Raw genomic sequence first — 23,412 nt, forward strand, 5'->3', positions numbered from 1 at the left:
GAAAACAAAATAAAGGAGAAATAAAATGGAACGAAGTAAAAACACTAATGTTTTTCAACGAAACAAACTCAAAAACGTCGTATTGTTGCTCGCAATGACAATAACCGCCGCAACAGCATCGTCGCAATTTTCTTTCGGCGGTTTGGTCGGGACAAATTTTGGAATTATCGAAAACAGTTATTCGGCGGGAAAGGTCACCAATACTTCTTTTGTCGGTGGTTCAGGCGGATTAGTCGGACGAAACCAAGCGGGTATTACCACCATCGCCATCACCAATTCGTTTTTCGACAGTGAAATTACCGAACAATCCGACAATGACGGCAGAGGAATTCCGCGTACTACCGCACAAATGCGCCAACAAGCAACATTTATCGGCTGGGACTTTAACGATATTTGGGACATTAACCCCAATATAAACAACGGTATGCCGTTTTTACGTATAAATAATAACGAAGGCGGCACATTTATCCGCCCCCGCCAACCCACCGACACCCGATACGGCATTGTGTTGGAGAATGCGGTGGTGTCGGATTTGGCAAGGATTTCGGTGATACCCCCGGAGCCGGCAACGGTAAATTTGATGATTTTGGACAATTTGGGTAATGTTGTATTTTCGGCAAACGGTGTAGGGGCGGGGTTTGCCCGCCCTGAAAACAGAACGAACGGCGATTTGGGCGGGCAAACCCCGCCCCTACACAACGCAATCGTTTGGGATTTGACAAACAACGCAGGGCGATTTGTCGGCAATGGTACGTATTTAATTATCGTCGAAGCAATAGGCATTAGCGGTAGAAGATTTACGTATTCCGCACGACTTGGGGTAAGTAAATAGGTTTGGTACAAATAAAAGTTCAAGGCAAATCAGGCAAGTTTTTTGCTTGATTTGCCTTGAGCCAATCCCCCTTTTTTATCGAAAACATTCTCTATTTATCCTTAATTTTTGTCGATAAAAAGTCTGCACTATTATATACTCAAATATAATAGTGCAGTTTAATTGTATCATTACGAAAAATGGTTGAAATAACCGGAAGCTATCACTCCCCAAACCCGAACTTATTTTCAAACAGCGTTTTCATATTGGCAATTACTTCCTCTTCTCCTTCGCCGTTTGCTGTTATTGACACAGATGTTTTGTGTAAAATTTTCAGCATAAGAATTCCCATAATGCTTTTGGCGTCCGATTTGCCGCTTTTGGCTTCTATTTTTACTTCACAGTTTGGATATTCACTCGCCACTTTGACTATTTCAGCCGCAGGACGAGCGTGAATGCCGTTTACGTTTTCAACAGTTAGTTTTACATCAATCAATTTTACCGCCCTTCGTTTTCTGTTGTCGCGGCTGTCGCTCTTCTGTGTCGTCTTTCGCTGACAGCGCCAAATGGTCCTATACGTGCGCGCAAACGCAAACCGTCCACGCGAACTTCACTCAGTAATGTGTCAAGCACCGCTATTGTAGCCATTAGTTCTTCCATTGTTGTGCCGTCGTTCAAAAGAGAGCCGATAGAACCGTCTCCCGTATCGATTTTCGACGTAATGCTTTTTAAATCGGCAAGAAGAGAGTCGAGGTCAAACATCAAATTCGCCGCTCTGTCCGTCAGAGTGTCGGTGTTTGAAACGATACTGTTTATCCCTGCCCTGTTTTGCACAACAATATTGTCGAGAGTTCTTGTTGTAGAGCGCAAATCTCGGACGATGTGGTTGATGTTGGCGTCGTTGCCCTGCAACAATCTGTCCACGACTTCTACTATAGTATCGAGACGAACTACTGTCCTGTCCCAGAAATCTATAAATTCGTCGTTGCCCAAGGTATGCTCCAAAATAGTAGATACGTCTTCCACAAGAGCAGACGCATCAGCCATAAAATCGCCGAGCATTCCGAGCGCTTCGGCAATACCACTGTCGAAACCTCCGCGAATATACTCGCGAACTTTGCCGCGCTCATTCGGCAGACGACGTGTTCCTCTGTCGGAAAGCGTAATGTCTATTTTGCGCTCCCCCATAAGACCAACGTTTTTTACCGTAACCCGACAGGAGTCTGTAAAATATACATCACTGTCGAGCCGAAAATGTACCGCCACAAGCGCGCCGCGAAGTTCAATTCTTGCGACCGTTCCTTTGCGCAATCCGTTGACCGTGACAGGGTCGCCCGACTGCAACCCGCCAATATTCGAGAAAAGCCCCGTGTAATCCACCATTCTCTGAGTGAAACTGAAGGCTTTGAGCCACATTATTCCTCCGACAAGCATTATTATAGCCGAGAGTATAACTATTCCAACAAGTAAGTCCGCACGTTTTTTTCTCAAAACTTCTCCTTACAAAGATTGTGCAATATTCAATTTTATTCGCTTACAACAACTTTCTCTTCCATTACTTCGCTAAGCGGTTTTGAAGAATGATGGCTCTTTTTCTTCAATTCGTTTTGTTTTTTCAACTGCTCTACAACTTTTTGTATTGCGCCGTCAAATGCTTTGCCCATATTTTCGGAACTTGCGGTACCTACTACTTGCCCGCCGTCGATGTTCAATAATAATTTTACGGTGTCTTGAGTACCGCTTTTGAGATTTTCTTGCTCCCAAACTACCTGCGCAGAAGTAATCTTATCATAAAACTTTGTGAGAGCTTCAATTTCGCCTTCAATAAAGTCGCGGGTTTCGTCCGAGACCTTTCTGTCGTGTCTTGCTGTGATTTGAATATTCATAACTATCCTCCTAAATATTTTGACTGTGAAGTACAAATATAATATAATTTAACAGCAGAAATCGCAATTTTCGTATTTTTTTTGCATTTTCCGCATTTTTATCCCAATACATCGAAATTTGCCGCCGCCAAAATCTCGGAAACCACATAAAACGAGCCGCAAACTAAAATGGTTTCTCCGTCTGCAGTCGCCCTTTCAAGCGCCTCGCTCGCCGATTTGCAAACAAAAACATCTTTTACGCCCAATTTTTTGAAATCCTGCGCCAAATAATCCGCAAGCATTGCCCGTCTCGTCGCGGGAGTAAAGCAAAATACTTTGTCGGCGATGCCCTTTACACATTCTATAGTTTTTTTCGCGTCCTTGTCGCTCATAATTCCGAAAATCACCGAAAGCGGTTTTGAAATATTCTCTTTTGAAAGAGATTTTACCAACCCCTCCATAGACTGCGGATTGTGCGCGACGTCGAAAATTACTTGCTTGCCGTTTATTTCGCGTTTTTCCATTCTTGCCGTAATGCGAGTTTTGGCTATTGCATTTATTACCTTCTGATTTCCGCCGAAGCCCAAAGTTTCCAATGCGGTCAATGCTGAAACAAAGTTGATTTTTTGAAAATCCCCGTCCATTGTAAGCGTGTATTTTTCTTTGTCGTCCAAGAGGATTTCGCGCAGATTTTCAGAATTCGGAGCGATTTTTATGCGCGCCAAATCCGAAACTATACATTGCGAAGAAGTATGCCTGCAACGCTCGTGCGCCAAATCTATTACGGAGGGAACGTTTGCCGCGCTTATAACTAACGGAATATTTTGCTTTACTATCCCGAGTTTTTCGCCTGCGATTTTATCGACCGTGTCGCCAAGATATTCCATGTGATCCATCCCGATTGTCGTTATAACGCTGAGCTTGGGCATACAGATATTTGTCGCGTCAAGCCGCCCTCCCATACCCGTTTCGAGAACGACCCAATCGCATTTTTCGCGCTTAAACAACATAAAACCAATAAGCGTGGATATTTCAAAAAAGGTGAGCGAGTGTTTTTCACAGACGTCGCTCAGCTCGTCGTAAACGCTCAACCATTTCTGCGCGCCGACGACTTTTCCGTTTATGCGAAATCTCTCGGAGAAGTAAAAAATGTGCGGAGACGTAAAAAGTCCCACCTTAAACCCCGCCGCCGTCAGTCCCGCCGCAATCATTGAAGCCGTTGAGCCCTTGCCGTTGGTTCCCGCGACGTGAACAATTTTGCAGGCAAATTGCGGATTTTGGCAGTCCTGCGCCGCTTGCGTAATTCTATCAAGACCCGCAACTATATTATCGCGATTTCTCCCGAAAAAATTCTGCTGAATTTCATAAAATTTGTCTGCTGTTATCATAAAATCCCTGTTTTACTTCTTTCATCGGAGACAATATATTATTTTACCGCCACTGATAAGGAGAAAAAATGAGATAAACTGTAAAAAAATAAAATAAAATCCCTACAAGCCACACATAACTTTGCACTTTCAGGTCTCTTCATCGACAACATCCTGCGTTTGGAATATTAATCGTGTAAAAACCAATTTTCACCCCCAACATAGAGACGTATTACTATACGCCTCTTTCCGTACGCACTCCCCAAACCAACCACCAAACAAAAACCACCCAAACCTCTATTTCTCTCCCCACCGCTCTCCGCCAAATATTATTTTATTATCCGGAATCAGGTTTTCAGGGACAAAAACACTAAAATATAGGTTGCCACTATGCTCGCAAAAACAACACTCCCGACACTCGCAACATTGGCTTTAATTAAATCCAACGCCATTCTCCACACCTCAACAACCGCGAACGTGTTCGCGAAACCACCTATGTTTACCCCACCCCCCCCCCGCATAAGTCGTTGATTTGCAGACACTTACGCGCACCAACTAAAAGTAAAACACGAAGTCAAGATTCAAGGTATATTTATGGAAACCTCTTTTTTGAGAGGGGTTTGTGTTGTTGTTTTGTCGGCTCAAAAGTTTTGGGCGGTCATTCTTTAGTTTGGTCAAAAATGGTTTCAAATATAAATTTAACTTTTCAAAAAGGAGCGTTTTAGTATGAGTTCAAGTAAAACTACCCAAGAGGCAGTATCACCAAAACCGGACTTTAAGTCCATTGTTTCACCTTGGAAAGGATATTACAAATCCGCATTGCATTTAAAAAATGTAATGGGTGGTACTGCTAATTATGTAGGAGAATTCGCCGAAAGATTGGTTTGTGAATATTATGGTGTAGAAAAGCCTCTCACTAACCAAAAAAGTTTTGATTTTATTACAAAAAACGGAGAAAAAATTCAGGTTAAATCCAGAACAAAATCGGGAAAACTGAATATAATAAGAAGCTGGGATTTTGATATTTTAGTAGTAATTTTATTTTCACCTGACGGAAATGTTCTCAAGGCAGTCAAAATTAAAAAGGAGCATGCTAAAAATCTATCTAATGCAGATGAACATCAAAACGGACAGGCATTAACTACGTCTAAAGTGTTTAATAATTCCAATGCAAGCGATATTACAGACGAACTTAACAAGATAATTAGAGGAGAAGATTTATGAAAAAACAAGTTTTTATGATTTTGTTTGTAGCGTTGTTTTTTGCATCAATCGTATCGGCACAGACAATCGATTGGACTGCAGATAACATTACAATTAGAACAGAACGACAACTTAGAGACTTAGGGGAATATCTAAGTTCGGGAGTATCCTTTGGTGGTAGAACAATTACCTTAGGAAATGATATTACACTTACGAGCGCATGGGTGCCAATTGGCACTTCTGCACGCCCATTTAATAGGTTATTCGACGGTAACGGGCATTCCATCTCTAATTTGTCTATCTCTGGCACCTTTAGTGCAGCCGGTCTTTTTGGGCATGTTAGTGGAGGACAAATTAGAAATTTGGTTGTGAATGTTAGTGAAATAAGAGTCGATGACATTAATAACATAATGGCACAAACGGTGTCTGTTGGCGGATTAGCCGGCACATACAATTCAACAAGACCGGTAGAAAACGTCATAGTGAATATAAAAGACAGTATTCATTTTTCAAGAGCGGGAATTGCTTTTGTTGGTATTGGTGGGTTAGTAGGGATAGGAGATTCTTTAACAATTATTAATTCTTCTACAAATGGTAAAATTTCTTCTTCTGAGGCTATACCTATGACTACTTTGCCCAATACATACGTCGGCGGATTAATTGGAAGTAGTCGTAATATAAATATAAATAATTCTCACTCAACTGCTGATGTTTCTCTATCGACAGCAGCACTAGGGTTTTATGCTCACAGTAATGGAGCTGCTGGCGGATTGGTAGGACGCTTGCGACAGGGAAGCGCTACAATTGACAACTCTTGGGCTTCCGGAGACATAAGAGCGCCAATGAATATTGGCGGATTGGTAGGCGAAGTACTGAATAACAACGGAGTAATAAAAAATAGCTATGCTACCGGAAATGTAAGCGGAGGGCTGAGAGGTTTTGCTGGTGGATTGGTAGGAAGCAATGGAACGCGAAGTACCGAAAATACCGGCGTGAACATTGCGAATTCTTATGCGACGGGGACGGTAATAGTGGACTCATCGCATGTCGGTGGATTAGTAGGATTTAACCGTGGCGCTACAATATCTGGTTCACATGCAACCGGAACAGTGAGAGGAGCTCGCTCGATTGGTGGATTAGTGGGATACGCTAGTTCTGAAAGTGTGATAACCCTTTCTTATGCTACCGGAAATATAGTAGGAACTATCGGTATTGGTGGATTAGTTGGTAGTAATGAAGGAATTATAGAGCGTTCTTATGCTACGGGAAATGCGAATGGAAGATCAAATGTAGGCGGACTAGCAGGAACCTCTTCTGGAAAAATTGAAAATAGTTTTGCTACCGGAAATGCCACTGCTACTGGAATAACTACCGGTCCCGTTGTTAATCATGTGGACGGAGTTGTAGGTGGATTAGCAGGGTCAACATCAGCTGTTATTAATTCTTATTCTTTAGGAAGCGTAACAACAGAAAGAGGAGATTGGATTGGTAAATTATCAGGAAGTGGATCTAGTGTTTATACAGTCAGAAATTCTTACGCTTCACAACAAAGCGGCGGTAGAGGGTTTGTAGCAGGTGTGACTTCTCTTATTTGCCCAAATTCCGGTATAAGAACAGAAGCACAAATGAGACAACAAGGTACTTTCAATACTTGGGACTTTTCTTCAATTTGGGCGATTGACCCTAACATAAACAACGGTTTCCCGCATTTACGCGGTGTTGGAATCGGAGCAGGTAGCGGCGGTGGTGGTGGCGGCGAAACAGGCACAGCACCCGATTTAGCAGACGGAACTCACCAATGGGAACGCGATGTTGATTCTTTCGGCTCAAGCGTTAATTTTAATGTCGCCACAAGAAACGTATCGTTTACATTAAATCGCGTTGCAGATTTTCAACATCCGACAAATCCTGCTTTAAGTCGATGGAGTTGGGCGGGGATTACTTCTTATCCGTATGCAAATTGGAATAACTTTACAGGGATTGAAATTACCTATACATCAAACAGAGATTTATTGGTAGTTATTTGCGACCCGGAACTAACAGACTTGGGAGCAACTTTCAGAGCTGTTATACCGGCAGGAACAAACAGAAATATAACTCTTAACTTGTCGGAGTTCCGACAACCCGATTGGGTGCAATGGGAAGCCAGCATAAGAAAAACGCTTGACAGGTCAAAAATCACAGGAATTGGTATTACTGCGGTTGATGGCGGCGCAACAACAACGGGGGCAATAAGCAGGTTGGTTTTGAATGGCGTTGTAATGAATAGTGGCAGCTCTTCAATTCGTATTCCGCAAAATACAGACAACAGATTTGGAATTTTGCTCGAAAATGCCGTAGTTTCAAATGTTGCGAAAATTAGCGTAAAAACTCCCGAACAAGCAACAATAAACCTACGAATTTTCGACAATTTGGGCAATGTTGTATTTTCGGCGGACAATGTAAGGGCGGGTTTGAAACCCGCCCCTACGGCAGATGGTGCAATTGTCTGGAATTTGCAAAATTTCAACGGTCGCCTTGTCGCCAACGGCGCCTACCTAATCATCGCCGAAGCAACAACCATCAGCGGCAGACGGTATTTGTATTCCGCAAGAATTGGCGTGAATAGATAAGACTATTTCAGTTGTTTTCCAAGAGCAAATCTTCGGATTTGCTCTTTTTCCATCCATTCAATACATATCTTTCAATTCCGTTAAAACAATATTCTTATCCGCCGCGGCGGCTTTGCGAAGATTATCGTCGAAACCGCTTTTGGAGAACAGAAAGAAAAATTTGTTTTTGTAGCCGTCGAATATTTCGGATTTTCTTTGCAAATTTCTTAAAACTTCGATATCTACTAAAGAATTTGTGAATTTACACTCCGCAAATAACGCGCTGTCTTGCCGAGTGGTCATTATATCTATCTCTTCTTGTAAGCGAGTTTTTGGATTTGTCCCCCACCATCGACCGACATTACCGATAAAAAACGGGAGCGCGCCGCGCTTTGCCTGAACAGACAACCATTGCAAACATATATCCTCAAAAATATATCCCATATACGCGTTAAGATGGCGGTCGATTTCGTTGTCATAAACGTCGCCGCCAAGCCCTGCGTTAATCGCGCTGACGTTTTGAAAAACAAAGCGATACCAAAATCTGAACATAAAATCTTCGAGTTTGTAAATACTTCGTTTGCTCACAGTTTCGCCAAACGGGAGTTCTTTTTTTACTAATCCAAGCGCAATCAAGGAATTCAGATATTTGGAACATTTATTGCTCTCCAATCCCGACTTTACAGCTATCTCGTTTAGTCGCGAAGCGCCGCCGGCTATCGACTCAATAATTACGTTATATGTAGATGGTTCGCGCAATTCCTGTTTTATTAAGTTCGACGGTTCTTCAAAAAAATGACCCGATGTGCTAAGAAACATATCTATAATATTTTCACGCACGTTTTTTTGCGGATTGATTTTACAAAGATACTCGGGAATACCGCCTGTTATTCCATACAGAACCGCTTTATCGACAGTTGCAAAACTCGTGAAAAACGGAAACGCTTCAAAAAAAGTAAACGGGCGTATTTTAAACTGCGCAGTGCGACGACCGTAAAGCGGACTTTTGTAGCCGAGAACTTGACTTTCCATAAAACTCATACTTGAACCGCACAATATAAGCATCAATTTAGAATTGTCTTTTTTATGGTCTATCATAATTTGAAGTAAAGACGAAATACCGCGATACGATTGCGCAAGATACGGATACTCGTCAATCACTAAAACAAGTCGCTCGTTGCCTGCAAGTTCAAAAATCGCCTCTAATGCGCTTTCGTAATCGCTGAATATCGGCGCGTTGCTTTTACCGCCGATACACCTGCTGAAAGATAGCAAATTATCTGCCGCAGTGCTTTCGTTTGCAGCAAAAAACACAGATTTTTTATTCTTGACAAACTCTCGTATAAGCGTGGTTTTTCCTACGCGCCGCCGCCCGTAAATCACAGCAAATTCAAATTTGTTGCTATTAAACATCTCGTCTAATCGCTCCATCTCCGCATTTCGTCCGTAAAAAGCCATAATATGCTCCTTTTGCAATTGTTATACTCGTAAGTTTGCAACTCGTAAGTAGAATATACGTTGCGCCCAAAGAAAAAATCAATAGTTTTCGATGTTTTTCGTTTTTTTTCCTCATTTTCCTAAGCGCAATATATTATTTTATTGCCACATCTAAGGAGAAAAAATGAAACCGACGATAAAAAAAGACTTTGGCTTCTATTCGATACTTACCGACCCGACCCTCGGATATGATTATTTGGCGAATTTACTTGTTGAGCGCGAAGTCGCGTTTTTGCAACTGCGGATGAAAGACGAGGACAAGTTCAAAATACTTAAAACCGCTGAAAATATCCGAAAAATAACGCAGAATTCCAAAACGCTTTTTATTATGAACGATTTTATTGATATTGCAAAGGATTGCGGGGCGGACGGCGTTCATTTGGGACAGGACGACGAAAAATGCGATACGGCGCGCGACATTCTCGGAGAAAACGCGATTATCGGCTTATCGACCCACAATATAAATCAGACGAAAGCGGCGCAGAGCGAAAAAATCGATTATATCGGAATAGGTCCCGTCTATAAAACGCCGACAAAAAATATCCCCGACCCCGTGCTTGGACTGGAAAAGATGAAGGAGATGATCGACGCCTCGGCGCTTCCGGCAGTTTGTATCGGCGGCATAGATTTGGAGAGAATTAAAGAGGTAATGCAGGCGGGTGCGAAGAATTTTTGCGTGGTCAGATTGCTCAATAAATCGGACGATCCGAAAAGAACTTTGCGCGAAATACTAAAAATTCGTGATTTTTTTGCAAATTAGTATTACATTTTATTATATTTGAGGCTATAATTTTGTTATTTTGGTTTGTTTGCTGTTAAATATTGAAAGGAAGAGACTTATGTCCGACAAAAAATCCGCCGATGGCAATGAATTGACAGGAAAATACTTAACTTTTGTTTTAGGCAGCGGCGAGTATGCCATAGGTCTGCTCAAAGTTCAACAGGTTATTCAGATGCAACCGATGACGCGCATTCCTAAAGCGCCGAAATTCATTAACGGTCTCGTAAACCTTCGCGGAAAGGTAATTCCCACCCTTAATCTTCACAGTAAATTCAGTATGCAAATGCCCGAACAAACAAGCCGAACTTGTATTGTGATAGTCGAGATTTCCGACAAAGGGAGCAATCTTACCGTAGGAATTATTTTTGACGAAGTAAAAGAAGTAATGGAAGTTACCGCCGAAATGCTTACCGACACACCTGCTAAAACCGAGCAGTTGAGCAGTAGTGCAAAACACATTGTAGGCGCGTTCAAAGTGGGTAAAAAAGTACGCTTTATCTTGGATTTGGACGAAATTTTAAGCGTGGACGAGGTAGCGGCACTCAGAAAAACTATATGACGCCATATAAAGAGTACAGGAGAAAATTATGTTTAACGGCATAGTTCCATATACGCTCAATCCGGGACAAGTTCATCTTGTCAAAGAAACGGGATACATAAGAACCGTTGTAGGGAGTGCTGTGTCAATTTGTATATGGGACGAAGATTTACAATACGCTTGTATGTGTCATTTTGTATTTCCAAGTCCTGCTCCCGGTGATACGCCGAGCGGACTTTACGCCACAGAATCAATTCCGACAATGCTTAAAGCGCTGAGTAGCGCGGGCTCTAAAAGACGCTCGCTTTCGGCACACATTTTGGGCGGAGCAAGCCCATCAATTAACGTTGACCCCACGGCAGAAGCAAACGTCGATACGGCGCGAGCAATTTTATATCAAAACCGAATTCCCGTAATTTGCGAAGACGTCGGCGGAAACGTCGGACGAAAAATCGTGTTTAACGCAGAAAACGGAAATGTTGCAGTTGTAAAAGTAAGAAAACTAAGAGATGGAGATTGGAACAGTGATTTTTAAGAAAACAAGAATTTTAATTGTGGATGATTCGGCGTTGGTAAGACGCGTGCTTTCCCGCGAACTCGAAAAAGAGACGAGCTTTGAAATAGTAGGTCTTGCGCCCGACCCGTATGTTGCGCGCGACATAATAGCGAAAGACAAGCCCGACGTTATGATTTTGGACATCGAAATGCCGCGAATGGACGGTATAACCTTTTTGCGCAAAATGATGCAGAGTTTGCCCATTCCTACTATCATTGTGTCGTCGCTTGCTCAGAAGGGCTCGCAAATTGCGTTAGAAGCAATGCGTTGCGGCGCTGTCGAAGTAGTAGCAAAACCGTGCGAAGCATACTCAATAGAAGAAGTTATCCCCGACCTTATACGCAAAATAAAATCGGCGGCAATGGTTAACGTCGGAAAAATTCAAATGCAGGCAGGCGCGAGTTCTTTCGCAAAAATTACATCTTTCACGGCGACAACAAACAAAATTTTAGTTATAGGAAGTTCGACAGGCGGCACGGTCGCGCTCGAAAAAATACTTCCGACGCTTCCCAGAAATTGCCCGGGAACGCTCATTGTTCAGCATATTCCTGCTGGTTTCTCGCGCTCACTCGCCGAGCGTTTGAATACAACCTGCGACGTAAGAATAAAGGAAGCTGAAAACGGCGACAGTGTAGTGCCGGGACAGGTACTTATTGCTCCCGGCGGTTATCATATGTGGCTTAAACGCGACGGTGGGCGCTACGAAGTAAAAATCGGATTAGGCGACCCTGTGCATTATCAAAGACCTGCGGTTGAACATTTGTTTAACTCAACGGCGGAGCAGGCGGGCAAATCGGCGGTCGGCATAATTCTTACGGGAATGGGAGCAGACGGTGCCGAGGGACTTTTGAAAATGAGAAACGCAGGCGCGCGAACCATAGCGCAAGACGAAGCAACTTCGGTAGTTTGGGGAATGCCGGGCGCCGCAGTAAAAATAAACGCCGCAGAATTTATATTGCCGCTCGACAAAGTCATCCCGAAAGCGTTGGATTTACTGAAATAAAATGTGCAAATTACAGAAAAAAATGAACGTAGGGGCGGGTTTGAAACCCGCCCGTACATAATATAGAATATAGAAAAACAGAACAGAAAACAAATAAAGAAAGAGGTGTAAATGGGTTGGTTCAGCCACAAAAAAGAGGAAACCGTGAATGAGGTTATTTGGACAAAATGTTCAAAATGCAACAAATCGGTTTTCCACGACACTTGGATAGAGAACGACAAAGTTTGCCCGAAATGCGGATTTCACGACCGCCTGAACGCTTGGGAGCGTATAGAACTTCTGCTCGACAAAGGCAGTTTTAAGGAGACGGAAGCGTCAATCACGCCTGCCGACCCGCTTGGATTTGTCGATTCAAAAGCGTCTTACACCGAACGAATAAGCGCCGCAAAAAAGCAGACGGGGCTTAAAGAGTCCGTTATTACGGGAACTGGGCTTATGGACGGGCGCAATGTAGCCGTCGCTGTTATGGATTTTCGCTTTTTGGGCGGAAGTCTTGGAAGCGGAACGGGCGAAAAAATCTACAGAATTGCAATTAAAGCATACGAGCAAAATATACCGCTGATTGTAGTTTCGGCTTCGGGCGGCGCAAGAATGCAGGAAGGAATTTTGTCGCTTATGCAAATGGCGAAAACCTGCGGCGCAATTTCGATGCTCAACGAAAAAAACATTCCTTATATATCGGTTTTAACAGACCCGACGACGGGCGGCGTTTCGGCAAGTTATGCAATGGTCGGCGACGTAAATATCGCCGAAAAAGGCGCGCTGATTGCCTTTGCGGGAAGACGAGTTGTAGAAAACACCATTAAACAAAAATTGCCCGATGATTTCCAGACCTCGGAATACTTGCTTGAACACGGATTTGTCGATAGAGTTGTCGCAAGAGGCGATATGAAAAGAACAATTTCCGAAATTTTATCATTTTACAATCGAAACGCGGGGTAAATAATGGCAAAAACAGAAAAAAATACGGCGCAAACTACCGAAACACAAGTCGAGGCGGCGCAAGAAAAGAAAGCGGAAACCAAAGTTCCAAATACAAATTCGTCTTGGGAAGCGTGTTTAATGGCTCGAAATCTGAACAGACCTTATTTTAGCGATTATGCGAAAGGAATGTTTGCGGACTTCATTGAGTTGCACGGCGACAGAAGATTTTCGGACGACAAGGCGATTTCGGGCGGATTTGCAAGATTAGACGACAAACCCGTTATGCTGATAGGACACAACAAAGGCGGAAAAGACGTAGCGCTGAAAGACGAACACCGCTTCGGTCTCGCAGTTCCCGACGGCTACCGAAAAGCTCAGAGACTTATGGAACTTGCGCAAAAATACAACGTTCCCGTAATTACGCTGATTGACACTTCGGGCGCATATCCGGGGATTGAAGGCGAAGAGCGCGGACAAGCGGAAGCAATCGCGCGAAATTTGGTAGTTATGGCGCAGCTAAAAGTGCCGATTATTTGCGTAGTAGTCGGCGAGGGAGGCTCGGGCGGCGCGCTCGGAATTGGCGTAGGCGACACAGTTTTAATGTTAGAAAACGCTGTTTATTCGGTGATTTCCCCTGAAGGTTGCGCCGGAATTTTATGGCGCGACGGAACAAAAGCGGAACTTGCGGCAAACGCATTAAAAATTACGGCAAAAGATTTACAACGCTTTGGAATTATAGATAAAATTATCGAAGAGCCCCAAGGCGGCGCGCATAAAAATCACAAGGAAACTTTCGATAATCTCAAAAAAGCAATACTCAAAGAATTAAGCGTTTTGGAAAAACTCGACGTGCAAAAGCGAATAGAAAAACGTATTGAGAAATTTGCAGGTATGGGTGTGTTCGACGAGTAATAAAACAAAGCGACAAAAGCGCAATGTAAAAAACGGAGAGCAGATTCAATCTGCTCTCTTTCTTTTTGGTATTCATAGTTTGTCTTTTGTTTCGGCGAGGCGAATGGCGAATTCTTTTCGTTCTCTTTCGTAAATTTCTCTTATTTCGGAGATTTGCGCACGAAGGTCTTCTAATTTTTCGCCTGTAAGTTGCGGAGTGGCAATCATTCGTTTGTTCGACGGATTTATCCATTGCCCTCTCGGGTCTCTTATACGGAAACACAAATGCGGTCCTGTGACCATTCCTGTCGCTCCGCTGAGCCCTATTTGCTGTCTTGCCCTTACTTGCGCGCCGACTGATACCATTCGTCTGCTGAGGTGCAAATAGTACGACGTAGTGCCGTCAACGTGTCTTATTGCAATGTAATTTCCGTTCAGATTATCCTGCCTTGACTTTACTACCCTACCCTCCGCTACTGCAAAAACGGGTGTGCCGATCCTTGCGCGATAATCTACTCCCCAATGCATTGCCCTAACGCCTGTGACGGGATGACGGCGCATTCCGAATGGCGAGGTAATGTGAATTCTGTCCAAAGGATAACGAAGTCCTGCAAAAATCATTGCCCGTCCGTCCTCCCCGTAATGCGCGTTGTAGGAGGAGTTTGGCGCGTCAAAAAATCTGTATCCTATGTGTCGTCCCGCCCTTACGCCCGAATAAAAAAGGCGAAGAACTTGCGTTCTTTCGTCAAGCGTTCTTTCGACGATTTCGCCGTTATCGAGTGTGTCGGTAAAATATATTTCTTTAAGAAGCAGTGAAAAATTGTCGCCAATTCGCGCGTCTGTCCTAAATGCCACCCTGCTCGCTAAAACGTTGGTTGCAACGCCAACAAGATTAGACGACAGCCCCATAGAGCGAAGTTCTGCGTCAAGCGTCGGCGAGTTAAGCGTTCCGCTCAGTAAGCGATGACGGGTCTCGCTCGGTCGCTCTTCCAAGACGTATTCAATACTCTCCAAGTCGCCGTTTTCGTCGTATGTTATTCTTACTCTGTGCGTTGTAATCGGGTTTTGAAAATAAACAAACTCGAGCAATTTTGTTGTGTCTAAATCAAATATTCCCGCAAATCTCTCGCCTGCCCGAAGCGCGGTAAAGTCCGTTTCGTTCGCCAGATTATCTATAATTCTCTGCCGCAAACGCCTGTCTATGTTGAGCCGTTCCATAACGTTGAAAGGACCTTCGCCGCCGCGTAATAACGTTTCGACAACAACAACCGTATCTTCTATTACGACGGGAATTTCTTCTGCAATTTCAATTTCTTCCTCTTGTACCACGCACGTATATTCAACTTGCGGCTGTGTGTTTTTTTTGTAAATTCCAAAAAACAAAAACGACAACATTATAATAACAAGAAGCGCCGCAACACCAAAAACTTTAATATTCATTTTTCCTGATACTCCTCCAATTACTCTATGTTTGCGCCGATATTGTTAAAATCATCTCTGAAAGTCGGATATGTAACCGCCGCCGCTTCCGCTGTGTCTATTACTGTTTCGCCGTCGGCAACCATTCCCGCAAGAGCAAGGGACATCACAATTCTGTGGTCGCCGCGACCGCTTACTTTTGCACCCAAAAGTTTGGACGGATAAATCATCATTCCGTCGTCAAATTCTTCGATTTTTGCGCCCATTTTTGTGAGCTCCGCGTTCATTGCCGAAATTCTGTCCGTTTCCTTAATTCGCGCTTGGGCAACATTGAAAATTTTTACGGGCGATTTTGCCTGCGTTGCCAAAACGCTGATTGCCGGAAGCGCATCGGGTGTTGCGTTAAGGTCAATATCCAAACCGTGCAAGTCGCCGCTTCTTGATACGATTGCGCCCGTCGATGTTTTTTGAATGGTGGCACCCATTTTCTCAATTATTTCAAATATTGCTTTATCGCCTTGCGGGTCGGTGAAATCTATGTTGCGAATATCGAGTTTGCCTTTTGTAAGAGCCGCTCCGACTGCCGAAAAAGTCGCCGAAGAAAAATCGCCCGCAATAGTCTCGTTTATCGGAGAATATTTCTGATTTCCCTCGACTAAAAACTTCAAATTATCGAAATCCGCCGAATATTTTATGCCCATTTTGTCGAGCCACCAAAGGGTCATTTTAACGTAAGGGCGCTCAAAAAGCGAAGGAAGCGAAATTTCGATTTTTCTTTCCAAAAGCGGTGCTACAAGCAACAAAGAAGAAAGATATTGCGAATTATTACCCGTGATTTCTACACTTCCGCCGTTAATTTTCCCGCAAATTGTAAACGGCGGCTTGCCGAATTCCGCGTGATATTCCACTTTCGCCCCAAGTTTTTCGAGGGCGCCGAGCAAACTTTCCATAGGGCGAGAACAAAGCGAAGTATCGCCGTCGAAGCGAATTGGCGTTTCACCCGTTGCCGCCGCCGCGCAGAACAAATTCAGTCCCGTGCCCGAATTCTCCATATCTACGGTTTTTGCAAGATTTACCTTGCCGCCAATGCCAAATATATGCAGTCCGTCCGTTTTGTTTTCGTATTTTGCGCCTATTGCCTTTACGGCGTTGAGCGCGGTGTAGCCGTCGCCCGTAAGAAGCGGCTTTTTTACGACGGATTCCCCGTCCGCAAGCGCGGAAATAAGAAGCGCGCGAATAGTATGCGACTTTGAAGCGGGGATTTCAAGAGTTCCGTTCAACGTCGATTTTTTTACTTTCCATTCCATAGTTTTTCTCTTTCGTCAGTCAAATTTCTTGGGTAAAATACTATTTGCCAATTCTCGAAAGTATATCCTTTTTCCATTCGTCGAAAGAATTTGCTAAAATTTGTCTTCTTGCTTCTTTAACCAAATTCACGTAAAAATGGACGTTGTGAAGCGAAAGCAGACGAAGCGCCAGAATTTCGCCCGCGTGATACAAATGACGAATATACGCCCGCGAAAAATTTTTGCAGGTATAACAGTCGCAATCTTTGTCAATCGGGTTGTCAAAATCGGTTTTGTGCTTTGCGTTTCGGATGTTTACCTGCCCGTTCCACGAATAAACCGAGCCGTTTCGCGCGTTTCTTGTCGGCATAACGCAGTCGAACATATCCACTCCCCTGTCGATACACTCTATAATATCCGTCGGTTTTCCCACTCCCATAAGGTAGCGCGGCTTATTTTGCGGCAAGATATTCGCCGTAAAACCAGCGATTTTATACATATCTTCATTGCTCTCCCCTACCGCAAGACCGCCTATCGAATAGCCGTCAAAGTCCATATCAATAAGTTCTTTTGCGCAGTATGCACGCAGATTTTCATTAACTCCGCCCTGCACAATTCCGAACAAATATTGCGGATATCCGTGATAAAACGGTATTTCTTCGTGCGATTTTTTGCAACGCGCCGCCCATTTTATTGTGCGTTCGCAAGCCCTTTTTATTGCGGGAATTTCGGCGGTGGACGGCGGGCATTCGTCAAACGGCATAATTATATCCGCGCCAAGATTATGCTCGATTTGAATAACGCTTTCGGGCGTAAAAAAATGTTTGGAACCGTCCAAATGCGACTGAAACCACACGCCGTCGTCGGTAATTTTGAGCGTATCTTTCAGCGAAAAAACCTGAAATCCGCCCGAGTCGGTAAGTATGGGTTTGTGAAAATTCTCGAACTTATGAAGCCCTCCCGCCTGTGCAATTATTTCGCTTGACGGGCGCAAATGCAAATGATAAGTATTCGCCAAAATAATGTCCGCGCCCAAATCGTAAAGTTCGTGCGGCGAAAGCGTTTTCACGGTCGCCTGAGTTCCGACGGGCATAAACACGGGCGTTTGAATTTCGCCGTGAGCGGTTGTGATTTTCCCTGCGCGAGCGGCAGAGTTTTTGTTTGTTGTTATGTGTTCAAACGGTAGCATTTTTTCTCCTTATTTGCGGGTAAAATACGTTTTGCCGATAAAGAAAAACGAAAACGAAAAGAAATGAGACGCAAGCATTGCGTCTCTACGGGGAATGATGAAATAAGGGCGTTGTGATACGCCCTTATTGTTTGATGTTATCTGTTTACTCCAATCCTTGTCGAATATGTAAATCTTCTGCCGCTGATACCTGTTGCTTCTACAATTATCAGATATGTTCCGTTGGCAACGTATCTGCCTGATTGGTTGGTTAAGTTCCAGAGAACCGCCGACGAATGTAGGGGCGGGTTTAAAACCCGCCCGTACGGGTACGCGACGGTTTCCGTAAACACAACATTACCCAAATTATCCAAAATTCGGACATTTACCGTTGCGGGTTCGGGGGTTATCACCGAAATTCTTGCCTGCTCCGATACTACTGCGTTCTCCAACACAATGCCGAAGCGGATGTCGGTATCTGTACGTCTGAATACCGAACTTGGCGCTCCTACCACTATTGTTAAATCCCTGTCGAGCGTGGTGAAGTTTGTGATGTTCTGCGGAGTATATGTAGCAACGTGAGTTCGGTTGCCTATTGCGCCTACAGCTGTTGTAAGAGCTTCTTTCCAAGACCAGCCCGCGGGGAGTGTTATGTCCGCTAAAGTTTGGTCGGCGGCGGCAACAAGACCTGTGGGAGTAGTTGGGCTGGGAGTTGCTCTGGAGATGTTCACCGTGATACCTGTCGGTTGGATGAGCATGTAGTTGTACATCGCCTCACCTGTGAGGGAGAAGGAAGTGCTTACTGCTTTGTTGTCGCCTGCGTTTGCGTTAGCCATTATTCCGTTTCCTCTGTTGAAACCAACTTCATCGTCTCCGATAACGCCGACGAGTTCGCCGCCTGTGAGAACTACCGTATTGAAGCCGTTATATGCACGGTCTGTTGCTGATACTCCGGTAATTGTGAGCTGTGCTCGATTTACAATTACGCTCCAAATATAGAAGAAACCGTCAGAATAACGAATACCGCCCTGACCTTCGCTGTTCAATCTCCACATTGCCGAATTTGCAGGCAGAGATGTTAAACCATCTCTTGAACCCGAGGTGTATGTGCCTACTCGGTAAGCGATAATTGTACCGCCTAATTCTCCCGTAAGTTCTGCACCGAGAACACTTAATGGATCCGAAGTTATATTGGTTCTCTGTGCAATTATCAAACCATCGGTGATAACTAATGTATTATCATCACTACTAGAAAAACCAAATACAAGGACATTTTGTAAACCATTGCCACTTATTACAACTCCGCCTGAAACCGTAGCATTAATTACATTATCAGAAGTCCCTTCAAATACGACTGCACCCCAAGTGCTGCTGACTTCTCCGCCTGAAATCGATAAATGAATTTCACATTCATAAACACTTTCTGAATAGACCGCATAATAATAGCCACCGACTACTCCGCCTGAAATCGCGATATGTATTTCACTTTCATAAACACTATCTAAATGGATCGCAATCTCGTCGCTACTAACTACTCCGCCTGAAATCTCGATATATATTTGACTTTCATTAACATCAATTAAATAGATTGCCGCCATATCGTCGCCGCGGACTTCTCCACCTAAAATCATGATATGTATTTCACTGTGATGAACGTCTTCGATATAGATTGCGGCATAATAACTAGACACTACTCCACCGAAAACCGTGATTATACCAGTAGTATTTTTTAAAATCGCATACCCCCAGTCGGTATTTCTAATTTCCGCACCGTCCACAACCTCAAATACACCTTCGCCTTCAAGTTGTATAGTTGCCCAATAATGAACACTAGAACTGTATCTCGCCTGCCAAATGACTTTTGATGAAGCTGGAATATTCAGGATAATACTCTCAAATCCGTTGAAAATCAATTTATCGCCTGCACATATAATCGTTATCGTTGCATCGTCAGGCACTTCCAGCGTTCCAGACGCCCCTTCAAAAATTTCAACAACAGAACCGTCTTCGAGATCAATCACCCCGCTACCGCAACCATCCCACTCATGGGTCGGAGCCAAATCCGCCCACACCGAACCGACAGCAACCATTGCCGCCAGCAAAAACATTTTAATGAACCTACTCATAAAGAGCCCTCCCTAAAAAAATTGATTTGTTAGATTTTCTCATCAAACAACACAACGCTCGACATTTCTCCGTTGGCTGAGCGGTAAAAAATGCAAAAATTTTTCGACCGAAAAGTCGCCCCCTTGTAATATCCCCACATATATTATACTTTGTATAATTATATGTGTTGTGTTGTGTTGTGTTGTGTTGTGTTGTGTTGTGTTGTGTTGTGTTGTGTTGTGTTGTGTTGTGTTGTGTTGTGTTGTGTTGTGTTGTGTTGTGTTGTTAACGGCAAAAATGAGAGCAATTATCATTGCTCCTGCGGTGAGTTTGCTTTTGAGATTTGCGAATGTTTTTTCTTGTTCGCTTTGTTTACTCAATTTTGCCCCTCTTTGTAGTTGTTTCTCGGCTCGTCATTGCCTTATGCGGTAAATATAATGCAAGATTTCAGATTTTGCTTGTTTTTCACTCAATTCTCCCAAAATTCCGCTCAAATTCTGCAACTGTCAAAATTATGGGATTAAGGTTTTCAATCGAAAAATCGTCATAAGCAGGAACTCTGTTTAATGCGGAAGTATCGGTGATAATTACTGTAAAAAAGGCTCGGTTTTCAAAAAAACGTCTTGCCTCAGTGCTAACATCCGCCGCCGTAATTGTTCGCATCCTTTTAACGTAATCAATATAATGGGTGGGGCTTCTGCCGTCAAATTCGTCGCGCAAAAATGTCGCCGTTCTTGCCTCGCTCGTGCGAAATGCCGACGGAAGCGACAATATAAACTGCTCGATTTTTTCATTAACTTCGCTGTCCGCGAGTTTTTCTTGAGCTGTGTTTCCTATAATTTCCTGCATTAAAAACAATGCTCTGTTTGTATGCTCTGTTTGAGTGGTCATCTGCGCGTTAAATGTCGCAGGAAAAAGATAATTGCTACCAAGTTGTGAGTGAATAGAATAAGTCAACCCCTCGTCGCTTCGTATCCGCGAAACAAGCCGCGAGTTAAAACCGCCGCCTAAAATTTCGTTAAAAACCGAGAGCGGGTAAAATCTTTCGTCGGGGCGCATAAAAGAAGGAAATCCCGTTGCTATAAGCGATTGCGTGAGACCATCTCTGTGAATTATCAACGTTTGCGCCAATATTTCGGGCGAAATTTCGGGAATGCTTCGAGAATTTACTTCGCGTTCCGCTCCAAAATTTCTTTCTACAAAATCGCGCACAACGCGTTCCTCAATATCGCCGCTTGCCGCAACTATCATTCTCGCTTCATTCATTAAATATCTATGATATTGCATAAGGTCGTTTTGCGTTATTCTTTGAGGAAAATCCCTCGGTAAAAGTTCGCTTATTTGCGTTTGCGGATAATTCACCGACCGCCACCCCGCCGCAAGCAAACTTGAGGGATTATCAAATCTGTGGCTGATACCTTGCGATAAATTTGTTCTGTTGAGACGAACTCGCGCTTGGTCGAATGCAGGATTTTGCAGAATGTCTTCTAAAATCTCCAATGCAACAGGCAAGTTTTGAGAAAGCCCCGAAACGGCAAAATCAGTTCTTGCCTGCCCGTTTGCAACCGAAATCGAAACAGCATTAAGCGCAAGCAAACTGTCCACCTGCGCAGGCGAGAATTTACGACTTCCGCCGTTTCTTATTGACAGCGCATACAACTGCGAAGTCCCTTTCGGCTGTGGATATTCAAGCATCGAGCCCGCTTCAAAACTTAATTGCAAGTGAAAAAGCGGAACAACATCATCTTTTTCGTAAAAAAACGGAATTTCACCGATAGTTTGTCTGAAATCATTTCCGTTCGGAAGCCGCCAGTTCAATTCTCCGAAAACAATCGCGTCGGGGTGGGGGAATTTATGCGAAAAGCCATCGGCAAATTCGTTTGCTCTTCTTTCGCGAAGTATAAATATCACTGCTAATACAATAATAAAAATTATCGGTAATTTTTTGTTCATTTTGGGTCTCCTTTGTTTATTATTTTCCAATATCCGTTTTTGTCTGCGCCTATTCGTTCAAGCAGACCTTTTTCTTTAAGTTTGGCAAGATTTACTCTGACGTTAATCGCTGTTATACCAACTATTTCAGCCAATTTTTCAGAAGTTATATATGGATTTACTGCAATGCTGTCTAATATTAACTGTTGTTTTTTCTTTAAACTTACTGTATCGTTTCCAGCATTTACTGTATCGTTTTCAGCATTTACTGTATCGTTTTCAGCATTTACTGTATCGTTTTCAGCATTTACTGTATCGTTTTCACTGCCGTAATCTACTACTTCATTATACAATACTACTTGAAAACCACCTGTCATTTCGTAAAAATCGGGTTCTTTTACGCCGTATTCTCTGCAAATTTTACGCACGCGCATAATTCCCGACCCATAACGCTCTATCATACCGATTTCTTTGAACGTTTTTGCTATCAATTTATTGCGTGATTTTGAAGTGTAATTTCCCGATAACAAATTTTCGATAGTAATGCCGTCGTAAAGATTTCCCGGATTAAAAAATTCAATTCTGTTGTCAAAAATTTTAATTATGCTCGCCGAACTGTCTCTGTAATCGCGATGGACTATCATATTTATGACGATTTCGCGTATTGCGTCCAAAGGATAATCGAGCCGCTCCGTTCGTTGCGGATTGCCTGTTATTATGTATTCCACTTTCAAATGTTTTTTTATGAATACTATAATAGCCTCGACTTCTTGGAATAAATCGCAATTCAGGGATAAAGAATCAATAATCATAGTATCGCTCTTAAAACGTCCGATTTGCACATCGCTTATGGAGCAATAATCTTTGGCAAACAGTAAATATGCGCCAAAAGTGATTTTATTTCCCCGAAATATTTCCATTTTTTCAAGAATTTGCGTATCGGACATTTCGAGTTGCCCGATACTTTCATTTTGCCTCATGACATTCGCAAATTTTTTTATTTTTTCGTCGGACAAATCTTTTTCGCTGTGATTGGGGGCTATATAAAAATCCCAACTTGAATTTATTGTTTTCAGATGTTCGTTTGCTATTTCCTGCGAATTTAACAAATGGTTGGAATTTCCGAAACGCTTAAAATGTTTTCCGCGTGTAGAAACAGGTTTTACAGGATATTCGGCAATAGAAAATGCGGCAATATCTTTGCCGTCAATACTGAATACCTCTACATCGGGAACTATTTGCGGGCTTGTAATTGACTTTATATCGTTTATCCAATTTGCAACGGACTCTTTACCTATGGTTATTCCGAGCGGAGTTCCTTTTTTATCGTGAACGCCGACAAAAACAGTTCCGCCTTTCGCATTTGCAAAAGCAACAAGCGTTTCAACAACTTCCGTATTGAAATTCGGCTTAAATTCAGTTTGAATGTCTTCTTTTTCCGGTAGTTTTCTCATTATTTTTATTTCCGTTTTAT

General features: G+C 43.2%; 21 protein-coding genes. 9 read left to right on the forward strand and 12 right to left on the reverse strand.

Features of this window, described 5'->3' with window-relative positions; genetic code table 11:
* Positions 1 to 25 precede the first annotated feature (25 nt).
* Positions 26 to 832, forward strand: coding sequence for a hypothetical protein (locus FWE23_02785; GenBank protein MCL2844361.1), 807 nt, complete (start codon positions 26 to 28; stop codon positions 830 to 832).
* A gap of 202 nt (positions 833 to 1,034) precedes the next feature.
* On the opposite strand, the gene FWE23_02790 is transcribed toward FWE23_02785, so the two are convergent.
* The 4 genes from FWE23_02790 to FWE23_02805 form a co-directional block, all read right to left on the reverse strand.
* On the reverse strand, positions 1,035 to 1,307 hold the full coding sequence (locus tag FWE23_02790) for an HPr family phosphocarrier protein (protein MCL2844362.1): 273 nt from the start codon (positions 1,305 to 1,307) through the stop codon (positions 1,035 to 1,037).
* Between the two features lie 2 nt (positions 1,308 to 1,309).
* Positions 1,310 to 2,302 carry an MlaD family protein gene (locus FWE23_02795; GenBank protein MCL2844363.1) on the reverse strand — a complete coding sequence of 331 codons (993 nt, stop codon included), beginning with the start codon at positions 2,300 to 2,302 and terminating at the stop codon, positions 1,310 to 1,312.
* Positions 2,303 to 2,337: 35 nt separating this feature from the next.
* Positions 2,338 to 2,697, reverse strand: a complete 360-nt coding sequence (gene raiA / locus FWE23_02800) for a ribosome-associated translation inhibitor RaiA (protein MCL2844364.1) — start codon at positions 2,695 to 2,697, stop codon at positions 2,338 to 2,340.
* A gap of 98 nt (positions 2,698 to 2,795) precedes the next feature.
* On the reverse strand, positions 2,796 to 4,064 hold the full coding sequence (locus FWE23_02805; GenBank protein MCL2844365.1) for a bifunctional folylpolyglutamate synthase/dihydrofolate synthase: 1,269 nt from the start codon (positions 4,062 to 4,064) through the stop codon (positions 2,796 to 2,798).
* Between the two features lie 705 nt (positions 4,065 to 4,769).
* Here FWE23_02805 and FWE23_02810 point away from each other — a divergent pair.
* Positions 4,770 to 5,267: a hypothetical protein gene (locus FWE23_02810; GenBank protein MCL2844366.1), complete on the forward strand. Its 498-nt coding sequence runs from the start codon at positions 4,770 to 4,772 to the stop codon at positions 5,265 to 5,267.
* Entirely contained in the window at positions 5,264 to 7,858 is a 2,595-nt protein-coding gene (locus FWE23_02815) for a hypothetical protein (protein MCL2844367.1), read from the forward strand. Before FWE23_02810 ends, FWE23_02815 begins: the two co-directional genes overlap by 4 nt.
* A 57-nt stretch (positions 7,859 to 7,915) precedes the next feature.
* On the opposite strand, the gene FWE23_02820 is transcribed toward FWE23_02815, so the two are convergent.
* The gene (locus tag FWE23_02820) at positions 7,916 to 9,295 is read right to left on the reverse strand and encodes an ATP-binding protein (GenBank protein ID MCL2844368.1); all 1,380 of its coding nucleotides are present in this window, start codon (positions 9,293 to 9,295) and stop codon (positions 7,916 to 7,918) included.
* 163 nt (positions 9,296 to 9,458) lie between these two features.
* Here FWE23_02820 and thiE point away from each other — a divergent pair, with 163 nt between their 5' ends.
* The 6 genes from thiE (at position 9,459) to FWE23_02850 (ending at position 14,048) form a co-directional block, all read left to right on the forward strand.
* A complete protein-coding gene (thiE, locus tag FWE23_02825) occupies positions 9,459 to 10,094 on the forward strand; it encodes a thiamine phosphate synthase (GenBank protein ID MCL2844369.1) in 636 nt (211 codons plus the stop codon).
* Between the two features lie 79 nt (positions 10,095 to 10,173).
* A complete protein-coding gene (locus tag FWE23_02830; GenBank protein MCL2844370.1) occupies positions 10,174 to 10,674 on the forward strand; it encodes a chemotaxis protein CheW in 501 nt (166 codons plus the stop codon).
* A 28-nt stretch (positions 10,675 to 10,702) separates the two neighbouring features.
* Positions 10,703 to 11,188 carry a chemotaxis protein CheD gene (locus FWE23_02835; GenBank protein ID MCL2844371.1) on the forward strand — a complete coding sequence of 162 codons (486 nt, stop codon included), beginning with the start codon at positions 10,703 to 10,705 and terminating at the stop codon, positions 11,186 to 11,188.
* Positions 11,181 to 12,212 carry a chemotaxis response regulator protein-glutamate methylesterase gene (locus FWE23_02840; GenBank protein MCL2844372.1) on the forward strand — a complete coding sequence of 344 codons (1,032 nt, stop codon included), beginning with the start codon at positions 11,181 to 11,183 and terminating at the stop codon, positions 12,210 to 12,212. Before FWE23_02835 ends, FWE23_02840 begins: the two co-directional genes overlap by 8 nt.
* Before the next feature lie 111 nt (positions 12,213 to 12,323).
* Complete coding sequence (accD, locus tag FWE23_02845) at positions 12,324 to 13,154, forward strand: acetyl-CoA carboxylase, carboxyltransferase subunit beta (protein ID MCL2844373.1); 831 nt, start codon at positions 12,324 to 12,326, stop codon at positions 13,152 to 13,154.
* Positions 13,155 to 13,157: 3 nt separating this feature from the next.
* A complete protein-coding gene (locus FWE23_02850; protein MCL2844374.1) occupies positions 13,158 to 14,048 on the forward strand; it encodes an acetyl-CoA carboxylase carboxyltransferase subunit alpha in 891 nt (296 codons plus the stop codon).
* 72 nt (positions 14,049 to 14,120) lie between these two features.
* On the opposite strand, the gene FWE23_02855 is transcribed toward FWE23_02850, so the two are convergent.
* The 7 genes from FWE23_02855 to FWE23_02885 form a co-directional block, all read right to left on the reverse strand.
* Positions 14,121 to 15,467: a M23 family metallopeptidase gene (locus FWE23_02855; protein ID MCL2844375.1), complete on the reverse strand. Its 1,347-nt coding sequence runs from the start codon at positions 15,465 to 15,467 to the stop codon at positions 14,121 to 14,123.
* A gap of 20 nt (positions 15,468 to 15,487) precedes the next feature.
* On the reverse strand, positions 15,488 to 16,753 hold the full coding sequence (gene aroA / locus FWE23_02860; GenBank protein MCL2844376.1) for a 3-phosphoshikimate 1-carboxyvinyltransferase: 1,266 nt from the start codon (positions 16,751 to 16,753) through the stop codon (positions 15,488 to 15,490).
* 40 nt (positions 16,754 to 16,793) lie between these two features.
* Positions 16,794 to 17,921: a tRNA guanosine(34) transglycosylase Tgt gene (tgt, locus tag FWE23_02865; protein MCL2844377.1), complete on the reverse strand. Its 1,128-nt coding sequence runs from the start codon at positions 17,919 to 17,921 to the stop codon at positions 16,794 to 16,796.
* Between the two features lie 137 nt (positions 17,922 to 18,058).
* Positions 18,059 to 20,026: a YDG domain-containing protein gene (locus FWE23_02870; GenBank protein ID MCL2844378.1), complete on the reverse strand. Its 1,968-nt coding sequence runs from the start codon at positions 20,024 to 20,026 to the stop codon at positions 18,059 to 18,061.
* 42 nt (positions 20,027 to 20,068) lie between these two features.
* Positions 20,069 to 20,386 (reverse strand): hypothetical protein, encoded by a 318-nt coding sequence (locus tag FWE23_02875; GenBank protein ID MCL2844379.1) that lies wholly within the window; start codon positions 20,384 to 20,386, stop codon positions 20,069 to 20,071.
* 85 nt (positions 20,387 to 20,471) lie between these two features.
* Entirely contained in the window at positions 20,472 to 21,959 is a 1,488-nt protein-coding gene (locus FWE23_02880; GenBank protein ID MCL2844380.1) for an insulinase family protein, read from the reverse strand.
* The gene (locus tag FWE23_02885; GenBank protein MCL2844381.1) at positions 21,956 to 23,392 is read right to left on the reverse strand and encodes a putative DNA binding domain-containing protein; all 1,437 of its coding nucleotides are present in this window, start codon (positions 23,390 to 23,392) and stop codon (positions 21,956 to 21,958) included. Before FWE23_02885 ends, FWE23_02880 begins: the two co-directional genes overlap by 4 nt.
* Positions 23,393 to 23,412: the final 20 nt, after the last annotated feature.

The sequence above is a fragment of the Chitinivibrionia bacterium genome (assembly GCA_009779925.1).
Classification (GTDB): domain Bacteria; phylum Fibrobacterota; class Chitinivibrionia; order Chitinivibrionales; family Chitinivibrionaceae; genus WRFX01.

Coding starts and splice junctions, on each gene's coding strand:
- FWE23_02785 (MCL2844361.1), top strand. CDS start 26: ATGGAACGAAGTAAAAACACTAATGTTTTTCAACGAAACAAACTCAAA.
- raiA (MCL2844364.1), bottom strand. CDS start 2,697: ATGAATATTCAAATCACAGCAAGACACGACAGAAAGGTCTCGGACGAA.
- FWE23_02805 (MCL2844365.1), bottom strand. CDS start 4,064: ATGATAACAGCAGACAAATTTTATGAAATTCAGCAGAATTTTTTCGGG.
- FWE23_02810 (MCL2844366.1), top strand. CDS start 4,770: ATGAGTTCAAGTAAAACTACCCAAGAGGCAGTATCACCAAAACCGGAC.
- FWE23_02815 (MCL2844367.1), top strand. CDS start 5,264: ATGAAAAAACAAGTTTTTATGATTTTGTTTGTAGCGTTGTTTTTTGCA.
- FWE23_02820 (MCL2844368.1), bottom strand. CDS start 9,295: ATGGCTTTTTACGGACGAAATGCGGAGATGGAGCGATTAGACGAGATG.
- thiE (MCL2844369.1), top strand. CDS start 9,459: ATGAAACCGACGATAAAAAAAGACTTTGGCTTCTATTCGATACTTACC.
- FWE23_02830 (MCL2844370.1), top strand. CDS start 10,174: ATGTCCGACAAAAAATCCGCCGATGGCAATGAATTGACAGGAAAATAC.
- FWE23_02835 (MCL2844371.1), top strand. CDS start 10,703: ATGTTTAACGGCATAGTTCCATATACGCTCAATCCGGGACAAGTTCAT.
- accD (MCL2844373.1), top strand. CDS start 12,324: ATGGGTTGGTTCAGCCACAAAAAAGAGGAAACCGTGAATGAGGTTATT.
- FWE23_02850 (MCL2844374.1), top strand. CDS start 13,158: ATGGCAAAAACAGAAAAAAATACGGCGCAAACTACCGAAACACAAGTC.
- FWE23_02855 (MCL2844375.1), bottom strand. CDS start 15,467: ATGAATATTAAAGTTTTTGGTGTTGCGGCGCTTCTTGTTATTATAATG.
- aroA (MCL2844376.1), bottom strand. CDS start 16,753: ATGGAATGGAAAGTAAAAAAATCGACGTTGAACGGAACTCTTGAAATC.
- tgt (MCL2844377.1), bottom strand. CDS start 17,921: ATGCTACCGTTTGAACACATAACAACAAACAAAAACTCTGCCGCTCGC.
- FWE23_02870 (MCL2844378.1), bottom strand. CDS start 20,026: ATGAGTAGGTTCATTAAAATGTTTTTGCTGGCGGCAATGGTTGCTGTC.
- FWE23_02880 (MCL2844380.1), bottom strand. CDS start 21,959: ATGAACAAAAAATTACCGATAATTTTTATTATTGTATTAGCAGTGATA.
- FWE23_02885 (MCL2844381.1), bottom strand. CDS start 23,392: ATGAGAAAACTACCGGAAAAAGAAGACATTCAAACTGAATTTAAGCCG.